At 42.3% G+C, this 12263-nt stretch carries 11 protein-coding genes; 4 read left to right on the forward strand and 7 right to left on the reverse strand.

All coding sequences use genetic code 11. The features are described 5' to 3' along the window. The first annotated feature begins 2 nt into the window (after positions 1-2). A complete protein-coding gene (locus Q8M62_RS20630) occupies positions 3-1301 on the forward strand; it encodes a folylpolyglutamate synthase/dihydrofolate synthase family protein (RefSeq protein ID WP_304901862.1) in 1299 nt (432 codons plus the stop codon). Continuing rightward, a complete protein-coding gene (gene trmB, locus Q8M62_RS20635; protein ID WP_304901863.1) occupies positions 1302-1967 on the forward strand; it encodes a tRNA (guanosine(46)-N7)-methyltransferase TrmB in 666 nt (221 codons plus the stop codon). It abuts the gene before it with no gap. Here the strand turns inward: trmB and Q8M62_RS20640 are convergent. Genes Q8M62_RS20640 through Q8M62_RS20660 form a run of 5 tightly spaced genes read right to left on the reverse strand, consistent with a single transcriptional unit; the run spans position 1954 to position 8285 of the window. Next, positions 1954-4341 carry a hybrid sensor histidine kinase/response regulator gene (locus Q8M62_RS20640; protein ID WP_304901864.1) on the reverse strand — a complete coding sequence of 796 codons (2388 nt, stop codon included), beginning with the start codon at positions 4339-4341 and terminating at the stop codon, positions 1954-1956. The two genes, trmB and Q8M62_RS20640, sit on opposite strands and share 14 nt — an antisense overlap. A gap of 50 nt (positions 4342-4391) precedes the next feature. Continuing rightward, entirely contained in the window at positions 4392-5270 is an 879-nt protein-coding gene (locus tag Q8M62_RS20645) for a 3-hydroxyacyl-CoA dehydrogenase (protein ID WP_304901865.1), read from the reverse strand. A 5-nt stretch (positions 5271-5275) separates the two neighbouring features. After that, positions 5276-6304, reverse strand: coding sequence for a phosphotransferase family protein (locus tag Q8M62_RS20650; RefSeq protein WP_304901866.1), 1029 nt, complete (start codon positions 6302-6304; stop codon positions 5276-5278). Further along, the gene (locus Q8M62_RS20655; RefSeq protein ID WP_304901867.1) at positions 6297-7508 is read right to left on the reverse strand and encodes an acyl-CoA dehydrogenase family protein; all 1212 of its coding nucleotides are present in this window, start codon (positions 7506-7508) and stop codon (positions 6297-6299) included. The genes Q8M62_RS20650 and Q8M62_RS20655 overlap by 8 nt, the downstream gene beginning before the upstream one ends. Positions 7509-7517: 9 nt before the next feature. Continuing rightward, positions 7518-8285: an SDR family NAD(P)-dependent oxidoreductase gene (locus tag Q8M62_RS20660; RefSeq protein ID WP_304901868.1), complete on the reverse strand. Its 768-nt coding sequence runs from the start codon at positions 8283-8285 to the stop codon at positions 7518-7520. Between the two features lie 109 nt (positions 8286-8394). Between Q8M62_RS20660 and Q8M62_RS20665 the strand changes: the two genes are divergently transcribed. Then, positions 8395-9363 carry a zinc-dependent alcohol dehydrogenase family protein gene (locus Q8M62_RS20665; protein ID WP_304901869.1) on the forward strand — a complete coding sequence of 323 codons (969 nt, stop codon included), beginning with the start codon at positions 8395-8397 and terminating at the stop codon, positions 9361-9363. A 71-nt stretch (positions 9364-9434) separates the two neighbouring features. Further along, positions 9435-9857 (forward strand): hypothetical protein, encoded by a 423-nt coding sequence (locus Q8M62_RS20670; RefSeq protein WP_304901870.1) that lies wholly within the window; start codon positions 9435-9437, stop codon positions 9855-9857. A gap of 275 nt (positions 9858-10132) precedes the next feature. On the opposite strand, the gene Q8M62_RS20675 is transcribed toward Q8M62_RS20670, so the two are convergent. Together Q8M62_RS20675 and tyrS are read right to left on the reverse strand one after the other, a co-directional pair. Continuing rightward, on the reverse strand, positions 10133-10828 hold the full coding sequence (locus tag Q8M62_RS20675) for a TetR/AcrR family transcriptional regulator (protein WP_304901871.1): 696 nt from the start codon (positions 10826-10828) through the stop codon (positions 10133-10135). A gap of 136 nt (positions 10829-10964) precedes the next feature. After that, positions 10965-12257: a tyrosine--tRNA ligase gene (gene tyrS, locus Q8M62_RS20680; RefSeq protein WP_304901872.1), complete on the reverse strand. Its 1293-nt coding sequence runs from the start codon at positions 12255-12257 to the stop codon at positions 10965-10967. Between the last annotated feature and the right edge of the window lie 6 nt (positions 12258-12263).

A 12263-nucleotide genomic window follows, 5' to 3' on the forward strand; every position in this document is an offset into this window, starting at 1 on the left:
AAATGACTTACCTGGAGACGCTGGACTATCTATTCAATTCTTTGCCCATGTTTCAGCGAGTGGGCGCTTCCGCGTATAAAAGTGATCTTAACAATACCCTGGCACTTTGCAAGTTTTTGGGAAATCCGGAGCGAAAATTCAAATCCATCCATGTTGCCGGGACTAATGGGAAAGGAAGCACCTCCCATACGTTGGCGGCCATTTTTCAAACGGCAGGTTATAAAACAGGACTCTATACCTCTCCACACCTAAAATCTTTTACCGAACGAATTCGAATCGACGGAGATGAAATCGCTCAAGATGCTGTGGTTCAGTTTGTGACCGAGAACAAGGATTTTCTAGATGATTTAAAACCCAGTTTCTTTGAGATGACTGTGGGTATGGCGTTCTGGTATTTTGCGCAGCAAAAAGTGGATATCGCCGTGATCGAAGTAGGAATGGGAGGGAGACTGGACAGCACCAATGTGATTATCCCCGAACTCAGCATCATCACAAATATTGGCTATGATCACATGCAGTTTTTGGGAAGTACCCTTCCTGAGATAGCAGGAGAAAAGGCCGGAATCATCAAGCCTCAAATACCTGTGATTATCAGTCAAACGCAAGATGAGACCACTTCTGTTTTCCTTGATAAAGCGAGGCAAATGAATGCTCCCATTGTTTTTGCAGATGAAAAATTTGCAATAAAGAGCGTGAGGGAAAAGAGATTACAAGATCAAATTTTGGCTGAATTTGAAGTTGCCAGTAAAGGGAGATCTGAAATCCTTGAGTTTGGGCTTTTGGGTAATTATCAGAAATATAATTTACCCGGAATACTCGAAGCCGTTGATCAACTTCGAAGTCAAGGCTGGAAAATATCTGAAGAAGGGGTTAAAATAGGCTTGGCAGAAGTTGTGGTATTGACCGGACTAAAGGGGCGCTGGCAGATATTGGGAGAGAATCCGACAGTCATCGCTGACACGGGTCATAATGAACCTGGAATCCGGGAGATTTTAGCGCAATTGAAAAATTATACCTTCACTAAGCTTTGGATGGTCATCGGGATGGTGCAGGACAAGGATATTTCCAAAATCCTCAATTTACTGCCAAAAGAGGCGAACTATGTCTTTTGCAATGCCCAAATTCCGAGAGCTATGCCCGCAGACCAACTGGCTGAGAAGGCTTTTTCTTTGGGACTCAAAGGAGAAATCATTCCAAATGTCAACAATGCCCTAAACTTTGCCCGAAAAAATGCCGGGTCAGATGACCTGATATTTGTTGGAGGGAGTACTTTTGTGGTCGCAGAAATCGACGAGCTTTAAATGAGTAGAAAAAAAATGGTGCGCTTCGCTGAAAACGAAGTGAATCCCAATGTAATCCAGGCCGGAAAGGCAATTTTTGAAGAAATTAAAGGACACTGGAACGACACCCAATTCCAAAACGAAAACCCGATTGTGGTTGAATTGGCCTGTGGAAGAGGAGAATTTACCGTGGGTTTAGGGCGGGAATATCGTGATCAAAATTTCATCGGAGTAGATATCAAAGGAAGCCGAATCTGGAAAGGAAGCTCCACCGCAACTGCTGAGGGTATTACCAATGTGGCTTTTCTTAGAACTCAAATTCAGAACTTGGATCAGTTTTTTGCCGAAGGCGAGATTTCAGAACTTTGGATCACTTTTCCAGATCCTTTCCCGAGGGATGGAGATGAAAAGCGTCGATTAACATCACCGAGATTTCTTGACATGTACAAGCCAATGATCAAATCCGGCGGAATCGTTCATTTCAAGACCGACAATACCGGGCTTTTTGAGTATTCACTCGAATTGGTCCAATCCAGAGAAGATATCGAAGTCCTTGCTTTCACTTCTGATTTTTATCAAAGTGAAATGAAAGATGACCACCATGGAATCAAAACCAAGTACGAGAAATTGTTTTCGGATAAAGGTGAAAAGATCAAATACCTGAAGTTCCGGTTTAAGACTGAATAGTGTCAATCTCTAGTTTCTCCAAATAGAAGGCTTTCAGGACCTTTTCAAATAATAATTCGGAATCTACAGGCTTGGTCATGTAGTCATCCATGCCAACACTATTTGCGTGAATTTTGCTTTTTTCAGTGGTATCTGCTGTGACGGCGATGATTGGGATATTCGTGTGCCTCAGTCCACCTTGCCCGCCTCGGATGGCCACTGTGGCTTCGTATCCGTCCATTTCCGGCATTTGGAGATCCATCAGGATTAGGTCAAAGGATTTGGAGTTTAACTTGTCCAAGGCCTCCAATCCATGTCCTGCAAAATCAAAGGTAATGCCTTCCCATTTTCTGAGGATAGATTTGATTACTAACTGGTTGACAGGATTGTCTTCCACGACCAATATCGATTTTCCTTTCAAAAGAGCTTTTGAGTCTTTTTTGATTAATTCTAAGGGTTCCTGCTGTGCTTTTTGAAAGGTAAGCTTGACCTCGACAGTGGTACCTAAGCCGACATTACTTTCAATTGACACACTTCCCTGATACAAATTTACCAAGGCTTTGACGATGCAAAGTCCCAAGCCAAATCCCCCGAATTTCCGCTTGTCATCGATTTGTTCCTGAATGAAGGATTCAAATATTCGATCCAGTTTTTCGGGCCTTATTCCAATGCCCGTATCAGAGACATTGAAGGTTAAGATTTGATTCTCTTCGTTTTCCTCAAGTTGTGTGATTTGTAATTTTACTTTTCCCGAAGGGGTAAATTTGATTGCATTATGGAGAACATTATTCAGAATCTGACGAAAACGTACAGCATCGCCGACGATTCGTTTTGGGAGTTCGACATTTTCTTCATAGATAAAAGTCAGTCCTTTGTCGCGTGCCTGCTGATAGCTGAGGGATTTGATTTCTGTCAGGGACTTTTGAAGATCAAAAGGTTTCCGCTCTAAGTTAAGCTCTCCTTTTTCGATTTTGGAATAATCCAGAATGTCATCAATCGAGGTCAAAAGTGAAACTGAAGAGTATTTGATCACCTCTAGATTTTCTTTGATTTTTTCGTCAGAAATTTCAGACATGATTGACTGAGAAAGTCCCAAAATCGCATTGAGCGGGGTGCGCAGTTCATGGCTCATATTGGAAAGAAAATAGGACTTGATCTCGTTGCTTTCTTCAGATCGCTGAAGGGCCAAGGTTTGCGCTTTTTCCTTTTCATTTCGCAAAAGTCGAATTCGGTTTGCCATCGACAGGGACAGAAATAGAATCTCAAGCCCGGTACCCAATTTGGCGGAATTTTCTGTGATGAAAGAGTTTGGAATTAGGTTGAAATTATTGAGAATAAATACGATAAAACCCAGTGTAAATGAGGCAATACCTAATGCAAAGAAAATATCAACAGGTTGTTTTCTGATGATACTTAATGTCACACCTATAGTACAGAGTATGATTAGTGTAAAGCCAAGTCCATTGACCAGTGGATAATACAACGGACGTCCGGGATCGTATATCAATATGCCCAATATCAGGATCAGGATTGAGATATTGACACTGTTGAAAGCAGTATTCAGTGGTTTTGAGAAGTTGTTGACTCGACTGTATACTTGCGTGTACCTTCCGAATAGAACTCCCGATATCGCAGCAAAAAGCAACAGACTTCTGTCAGCAAACCAGCCGGAATCTTTAAGGAAATATTGAAAAAAATACCCATCCAATGAGGAATGAAGCAAAGCCACTGAAACTACATAAAAGACGTAGAGCATGAAACTTTTTTCCTTGATCCCAAAATAGAAAAACAAGTAGGTGGTTGCAGCTAAAGCAAGCAATCCGTAAAAGATCCCAAAAACAAGTTGATCAAAATAGGTTGACTTGATCAACGAAAAATCATCATGAATAGTCAGCGGAAGACTGATAACCTCTCCATCACTGTGCAGATGCAAATAGAATTCTGCGGAGGAGTTAGCTTCCAGTTGGATTGGAAAAAGTAACTTTCGGTGTTCAACCGGTCGATTGGCAAATGGAATCATATCTCCATTTTTGACCAGACTTATTTTTTCATCTGCATCTATGCGATAAAGATCAGCCACATCAGTAATCGGGCGGGCAGTTTCAAGAAACCACTTCTTTACCTCACTGGAGGAATTTGTAAGGGTAAATCTGACCCAATAGTGATGGTTGGTGAATCCCAGGTTGGTGGTAGGGTTTGCCAAGGATGTGAAAGCGAACTTTGACTTATCAGCAATCACATCATCAAGGGACACGAAATCTTCACCCAAGTCTAGTATTTCAGACTGATTATGAATGGAAAAAGGATATTTTTCAACAGAATTAACATGTTTCCCATCAGCAAAAACCACTATGGAAAGACATGCCATTGTAAGGGTGAAGTACAATTTTAGCATGTTCTGAAGGTCGGGTTTTGCTATTTACGGTGAAAGGCCCGTTTTTGGATTTACTTTACAAAATCCTGCGCTTTGTATTTGGGATTGGGATATTGGTAAAATCCCTCTCCTGATTTCTCTCCAAGTTTGCCTTGGTCAATGTAGGTTTTGAGCAAAGCAGCAAAAGCGACAGAAGCCCGATCGGGCATCTTGTGTGTCACATGCCAAGCCGTATCCAAACCTATGGAGTCTAAAATGCCAAAAGGCCCCATCGGCATGTGGAAATTAACCATCCAGGATTTGTCAATATCCTCAATAGAAGCTACTTCTCCTGTCAATAGCTTGCCTGCAGCACCGATCAAAGCCATTAGCATGGTATTGAAAATGTACCCCGGATTTTCTTTTTTCAAAATGACGGGTACCTGATTCAGCTTTCTTCCCAAATCTTCCAAAATTGGAATCAAAGCGGGATCTGTTGTCGGATGAGGCATGATGTCAACCACCCGCGAATAAAACACATCGTGAAAATGGAAGGCACAAAATCGCTCAGGTCTACCGGAATCTTCGGCAAACATGGATGCCAGCATATACGAAGTGTTGGTAGTAAAAATGGTCTTCTCAGGAGCGATTTCTCCAAACTGTTTCCAGACCTTTTTTTTGATATCGACTTCTTCGGTGACGCTTTCGTTAATAAAATCCGCATCTTTTACAGCTTCTACAGGATCAAGGGTGAATTTTATGCGGCTTAAAATATCCAAATCTTGTCCTTTGCTGATTTGACCTGATTTGTGAAGCTGTTGCAATATTTTTTGCATGGTATTCAGTGAAAAATCCAGGGATTTTTGTTGAACATCATACACCCTGACATGAAAGCCTGAGATTGAAGACTGCAAAGCCACCCGAGAACCGAGTGTCCCCGCGCCGAGAATGCAAATATTTTTGATACTCATTTTGCTTATATTTTTTCGGTAAGAATACTTTTTTCAGCCATTTTTCCGGCGGCCTCGACTACATGAATTAAACCGGCAAATCTTGGGTCATTGGCAAAACCCTGCGTGTATCGCTTGTAGATCTGTTGTGCAATCACTCCGACTTTGAATAGCCCAAATACATAATAAAAAAGGATATCAGTGAGATCAAACGATGTACGGCTTCCGTAATATGCAATCACCTCAGCCCTTGTCATATTTCCCGACAGGTGAGTCATGTTGAACATTTTGAGAATATTAGGATCATCAGCCTGTGCCCAATAGGCCAAGGACGTCCCAAGGTCCATCAGTGGATCACCCACCGTCGCCATTTCCCAGTCCAGCACCGCTTTGATTTCAGTTTTTTGCTCAAAATCAAGCACTAGGTTGTCGTATTTATAGTCATTGTGAAGGAAGCCGATATTTTCCGTTTGTGGAGTGTGAAGCTTCAGCCATTGAGCGACTTTTTCCATTTCAGGAAGTTCATTGGTTTTGGCCTTGAAGAAGCGATCAGACCATCCCAAGACTTGTCTTTCTACATAGCCTTCAGGTTTTCCAAGATCCGATAATCCAGATTCTTTAAGTTCTAAAAGGTGAAGCTCAACAAGGCTGTCAATGGTGTTTTCAGAAAGCCTTCTGAATTCAATTTCATTTAAAGTGAAATCAGGATTTGGTTTGTTTCTTAGAATAACTCCTTCGACAAATTCCATGACCAAAAGTGGAGCTTGATCGAAGTTCGCACCCCGATAAAGTGCAAGGGGCTTTGGTGCCTTTTGGTAACCGGCTTTTTGAAGCGCTTCGAGTACATGGCATTCCCGTACCATATCATGTGCCTTGCTGATTTTGTCCCCAAATGGAGCCCTTCTCATGGCAAATTTCCCTTTAGGAGTCTGGATCAGAAAAGTAAGGTTAGAAAAACCTCCAGAGATTTGAGTGATCTCCATGGCATTCGAGTCCAGTGATAGCGTTTCCCGGAGATAGGTCTTCAGTCCTGAAAAGTCGAGTGATTTATCCATCGTTTCGATAACTTTTCAGAATACTTCGTGCTAATGCAGATTTATGCACTTCATCCGGACCATCGTAGATTCTCGCTCCACGTTCGTGCCGATACCAAAAGGAAAGAAGTGTATCATCAGTAATGCCCAAGGCTCCATGAACCTGGATGGCGCGATCAATTACTTTCATCAGGACATCAGCAACAAAAAATTTAATAGTCGATATGTCTTCGCGGACCGCTTTGGCACCAAGCTCCTGCATTTTTTCTGCGGTATCCAAGACCATCAATCGACTTGCTTTGATTTCTGCACGGCTTTCCGCAATCCAGTTTTGAATCGTCTGTTTATCTGCCAATGGCTTTCCCAAATCCAATTCTCTGGACATGGCTCGTCGGCACATCAGGTCAAACACCCGCTCGCAAATCCCAATCCAACGCATGCAATGGTGGATTCGACCCGGTCCCAGTCGTTCTTGAGCCAATGCAAATCCCGCTCCCTCGCTTCCGATGAGATTAGCAGCAGGTACGATACAATCCTCAAATTTGATCTCGGCATGAGACATGTAATCTTCCCCTGCTTCGCCCATGATGGGGATATTCCGAATGAATCGGTATCCGGGGTTATCCAAGGGGACAATGACCATGCTGGCACGTTGATAGGGAGAATCCGCATCCGGATTGGTCACAGCCATCACTATCGTGAAGCTTGCACCGTCTGCCGCTGTGGTAAACCATTTGTGTCCGTTGATCCGGTAATAATCACCCTCCCGTGTAGCTGTTGTACTCATATTTATCGGATTGCTGCCGGCATGCTCTGGCTCTGTCATCGCAAAGCAGCTGCGGATTTTACCTTCTTGAAGTGGCTTTAACCAGGTGTTTTTTTGAGCATCAGTACCAAAAAGGTGCAGCAATTCCATGTTTCCGATATCGGGTGCATTACAATTAAACACATAATGTCCGATTGGGCTTTGTCCCAGAATTTCCGATACCTGAGCAAATTGAACTAAGTTTAAGCCAAGTCCTCCTTCTTCTTTTGGGAGGTGAGGGGCAAAAAGCCCGAGATTTTTCGCCTCTTTTCTTAGCGCCTGAAGTTGGGGTAAATAAGATCGGAAAGGACCTATGACCACACTCAAATCGATGGGGAAAAGTTCTTTTTTCACAAAAGCGCGGTAGCGCTCAAGAAGCACATTTAGCGTTTCCTGTGGGGGATTTTGGGTAGGGTTCATGGGTGGATCTTAAATAGTGAAACCTCCGTCAGCTGTGAAAACACCACCTGTGGTGTAGGATGAAGCAGATGAGGCCAGGAAAAGTGCCATTGTTCCAATTTCCTCAGAAGTTCCAGCTCTTTTGATCGCCAATTGCTTGATGATCATGTTCATAATTTTTTCATTGGACCATAGCGCTTCCGAAAATTTGGTTTGGATCAAGCCAGGACAAATTACATTTACCCTAATCTTGGCTTCACCCCATTCCTTTGCAAAGACTTTAGTCAATGAAATCAATGCCGCTTTGGAAACCGAATAAATCCCTAATCCATGCTCAGGAGAAAGGCCCCCGATTGAGCTGATATTGATGACAGAGGCGCCCGATGACTTTCTTAAATAAGGGAAGCAAAGTCTGCAAAGCTCAAATGCGGCTTTGACATTAACATTCATAATTTTGTCAAATGCTTCCAGACTAGTTTCATGGACGGGCCCAAAGACAGGGTTGACTGCCGCATTATTTACCAAGATGTCAATTGTCCCATATTTTTCGACGGTTTTTTCTACCAAAAGAGGAAGTTCTTCCATGTTTCCAACGTTACAGGCAATTCCTGTAGCTTCATATCCTTTGGTTTTTAGCTTATTAGCCATTTCGTCGAGCACATCTTGTTTGCGACTGCTGATGACGACCTTTGCGCCTGCGGCAGCAAAAATTTCGGCAATGCAAAAGCCAATTCCTTTACTCGCACCTGTGATTAATGCGACTTTTCCATTCAGAGAAAAAACAGTGGACAAATCCATACATTTTGGTTTATATTGACTCTTAAGATATGAAAATTTACCTGAGTCAAAGCTTTCTTTAGGCTTTCTCCTTAATTAATCTGATATAAATCATTATTCTAATTCTCAAATGAAAGAACTCCTATTTGAACAAACTGGCCAACCTCTAGAAGTACTTCAACTTAAGGAAAGTCCCATTCCAACTCCAAAGTCCCATGAAGTTTTGATTCGTGTAACTGCCAGAAATATCAATCCCTCGGATATCATGTTTGTCCGCGGAATGTACGGCATCACGCCAAAGCTGCCAAGCAGTGCTGGTTTTGAAGCGAGTGGTGTGGTGGAAAAGGGAGATGAAGCAGGTAAAGTGAAAACCGGTTCTCGTGTGATGTTTACGGCGATTGGTACTTGGAGAGAGTATTTGTGCTTGCCAGCCGCGATGGTTATTCCGGTACCGGATGCTATGCCTGATGAGGTAGCCTGTCAAGCTTTCGTGAATCCGATGACTGCTTTTGCCATGGTGGAAAAGTCTGGATTAAAAAAAGGAGAGTGGCTTCTGATTACTGCCGGAGCTTCAGCTTTTGGGAAGTTTGCAATTCAACTCGCAAAAGCCAAAGGAATTAAAGTTGCCGCTACTGTACGTCACGATTCTCAAAGGGAAGTGCTTGATAAGCTTGGTGTAGACCTCGTCATCAACACTGAAACTGAAAAGATCCAGAAGTTGGTTCCTGAAAAAACGGATGGAGGTGTTCATGTGATTTTTGATGCAGTAGGAGGGATGCTTGGAGCAAAGGCTTTGTCCTGTCTTCGCCCGAAAGGTAGAATGATGGTCTTTGGAGCTTTGGCACTGGATAATATGCCAATCAACAGTGGGCTACTGATATTTAAAGATTTGAAAATTGAAGGTTTTTGGCTTTCGACCTGGATGGAAGAACAAAACGATGGTGAGCGGGCTAAAGCTTTTAGATCGGTATTTGGATTTTTGATGAATGACAATTCTCAAATTGATATAGCCGGAAAATTTAAGTTGGAGGATTTCCGGGATGCCCTGAAGGCATATGCCGAGCCTGGGCGAAATGGAAAAATCCTGCTCATCAGTTAATTTTTCCGAGAATCTTCGGGTAAAAAAGAAGTATTGGTCATCTTTGCACTTTAAATCAAAAAGATTATTTCATGAATTGGGAACAGCTGGACAAGCAACTCACAGAAATTGTAAGTAAGAGAAATCAACTCAGTCAGATGGATTACGCTGACGAAAGCTATGATGACTTGGAGGAGGAATTGCATGATTTGGAGGATGACTTCAATGAAGCCTATGAGGAAGTGCTTGAGCCTCAATTGGAAAAGATTTATTCCAAGCTCAAATCAGACACAGATATTTTACTTCCATCTGCCTATTTGGCCAATGCCTACAAGGAAATGCTTCCGGATGCAAATGGAATTGTGACGTATGAGGTTGAGGGAAAAGTGGGAGTTCCGATCGAATCAGACCAATTTGATAAACTTGACGTTCGGATCGTTTTGATTCCAAATCCTGCACGTTTTGTCTTAGTCATGAATGGCAAACAGATGAAGGATCTGTGGAAAAGTAGATAATTTTCTAGTATCAAGTAGCTAGATATAAGTATCAAGATGCTTAGTATAGACTAAAAGAACAGAGACAAGTTCCAAGAAGCAAGAGCCAAGAAATTGAAAAAATCAGTGTCTTGGCTCTTGATTTTTACTTCTTTGTAAGGCGTAAGCGGTAAAAAGTGAGTTGTTTGATGCTCTAACCACTAACCACTAACGTCTTACTTTTTACTGCAATTTACCTCTTGCTTCTTGTGTTTAAAGTCGTTCTTCTTGATACTTCAATCTAATATCTTGATACATCAAAAAAGGCTTGTTTGTACGATCGCCGGTCGGCTAGCCTGGATCGTACCTCGTAGCATATCCTGCATTAATTTAGTAAAGCCCAATTGCCAGGCTTCCGCGCTGACTTTTGTTTCTTTTCTTTCGAAATTTACAGGTCCTGCCATTTTTTCAAAACCAATAATCATCCCCCAAACGGTGTAAAAAGTAATTTCAGGCTGAAGTTCGGGACGAATGCTACCATCTTTGATTCCAAGTGAGACCATCTGAATTCCGAGTTTTATAGGCTCATGGTGGATTTCCAGCAGCTTGTGGAAATGCACTGATTCTAAAATCAAGGGATCAATTTCCGATCTAAGCAAAGGTTCGTTGTACTTTTTTAACACATCCAAAAAATTCAAGACAGCAAAATAATAGACCGGATGTTCTTTCGAAAAGTTGATAATCTTACCCATCAAATCAGTGAGCATTTCCAGTCCGTTTTTTCCTTTGGACCGAAGTACCTCTCTAAATTCCTCCTTAAACTGATCAAAGGCTTTTTTGGTCAAAGCCATGAAAAGGTCTTCCTTATTTTTATAGTAAAAGTAAGTGAGGCCTTTGCTGATTCCCACGCGCTTTGAGATGTCTTCCATTCGAGTGGCCTGATATCCTTTGCTTGTGAAAAGTGCCACTGCTGAGTCTAGAATGAGTTTTTCTTTATTTTTTTCGCCTGCCATGATTAGATAATCCAGATTTAAAAGTGAGGCACAAAGATATTAAATCAGGGTCAAAAATTTGGATTTAACTCAAAGTAAGGACAAGAAAAAAGCCTCAAAATTACTTCTGAGGCCTTTAAGATTGGTGGTCAGGGACTTATTTTACCTCCAGTATATAGTAATTTTTCTTTCCTTTCTGAATCAGTAGGTATTTGTTTTGAAGCAGACTGAAAGTAAGTGGAGCATTTGGATCCCCAAGTTTTTCTTTGTTGATGCTTACTCCACCGCCTTGGATCATTTTGCGTGCTTCTCCTTTAGAAGGGAAGATTTGAGCCTGAGTCTTTTCTCCGAATAGATCCAGCACATTTTCGATTTCTCCAAATTCAGCCTTACTTAGCTGTACCTGTGGAACTCCCTCGAAAACAGCCAAAAATGTACGCTCATCCAGTGAAGCCAAATCTTCTGTGGATGACTTTCCGAATAGGATTTCAGAGGCTTTCACTGCCATTTCATAATCTTCCTCGGAATGAACCATGGTTGTGACTTGTTTGGCGATTTCCTTTTGGAGTGTCCTCAAATGGGGTGCTCGCGCATGCTCAGTTTCCAGATTTTCAATGGTCGCCTGATCCAATACCGTGAAAATACGGATGTATTTGGAAGCGTCTTCGTCAGATACATTCAACCAGAATTGGTAAAAGGCATAAGGTGAAGTTTTCTCAGGATCTAGCCAGACAGACCCACCTTCGGTTTTACCAAACTTGGTTCCGTCTGCTTTGGTGATCAGCGGTACAGTTAAGGCATAAGCGCTTCCTCCGCCCATTCTTCGGATCAGTTCAGTACCGGTTACGATATTTCCCCACTGATCCGAACCCCCAAGCTGAATGGAGCAATTGTTATGTTTCCAAAGGTGAAAGAAATCGTACCCCTGTATCAGTTGGTATGTGAATTCGGTGAAGGAAAGCCCATTTCCATCCTCCAGACGTCTTTTTACACTGTCTTTGGACATCATGTAATTGACCGTGATGTGCTTCCCAACGTCGCGGATAAACTCCAAAAATGAAAATTGGGACATCCAGTCAAAGTTGTTTACGAGCTCGGCTTTATTTCCACTTGCTCCCGAAAAGTCTAAAAACTTGGAAAGTTGGCTTTGGATGCATGCCACATTGTGATCCAAAGTTGGCTTATCCAGGAGGTTTCTTTCGGCAGATTTGAAGGATGGATCACCGATCATTCCGGTAGCTCCACCGACCAAAGCAAAAGGCTTGTGTCCTGCGCGCTGAAAATGGAGCAAAGTCATCACGCCTACCAAGTGTCCAATATGCAGGGAATCAGCTGTAGGATCGAAGCCCAGATAGGCCGAAGCCATGCCTTTTTTCAGGTGTTCTTCGATTTCCGGAGTCATGTCTTGCAACATTCCTCTCCACTTCAGCTCTTCTATAAATGAATTCATTGAAAA

This window comes from Algoriphagus sp., assembly GCF_030694375.1.
In the GTDB taxonomy this organism is placed as follows: domain Bacteria; phylum Bacteroidota; class Bacteroidia; order Cytophagales; family Cyclobacteriaceae; genus Algoriphagus.

Bases quoted from the DNA above. Each gene is read 5' to 3' on its own strand.
- Q8M62_RS20645 (WP_304901865.1), bottom strand. From the start codon at position 5,270: ATGAGTATCAAAAATATTTGCATTCTCGGCGCGGGGACACTCGGTTCT.
- Q8M62_RS20630 (WP_304901862.1), top strand. From the start codon at position 3: ATGACTTACCTGGAGACGCTGGACTATCTATTCAATTCTTTGCCCATG.
- Q8M62_RS20640 (WP_304901864.1), bottom strand. From the start codon at position 4,341: ATGCTAAAATTGTACTTCACCCTTACAATGGCATGTCTTTCCATAGTG.
- Q8M62_RS20660 (WP_304901868.1), bottom strand. From the start codon at position 8,285: ATGGATTTGTCCACTGTTTTTTCTCTGAATGGAAAAGTCGCATTAATC.
- Q8M62_RS20670 (WP_304901870.1), top strand. From the start codon at position 9,435: ATGAATTGGGAACAGCTGGACAAGCAACTCACAGAAATTGTAAGTAAG.
- Q8M62_RS20665 (WP_304901869.1), top strand. From the start codon at position 8,395: ATGAAAGAACTCCTATTTGAACAAACTGGCCAACCTCTAGAAGTACTT.
- Q8M62_RS20675 (WP_304901871.1), bottom strand. From the start codon at position 10,828: ATGGCAGGCGAAAAAAATAAAGAAAAACTCATTCTAGACTCAGCAGTG.
- tyrS (WP_304901872.1), bottom strand. From the start codon at position 12,257: ATGAATTCATTTATAGAAGAGCTGAAGTGGAGAGGAATGTTGCAAGAC.
- Q8M62_RS20650 (WP_304901866.1), bottom strand. From the start codon at position 6,304: ATGGATAAATCACTCGACTTTTCAGGACTGAAGACCTATCTCCGGGAA.
- trmB (WP_304901863.1), top strand. From the start codon at position 1,302: ATGAGTAGAAAAAAAATGGTGCGCTTCGCTGAAAACGAAGTGAATCCC.
- Q8M62_RS20655 (WP_304901867.1), bottom strand. From the start codon at position 7,508: ATGAACCCTACCCAAAATCCCCCACAGGAAACGCTAAATGTGCTTCTT.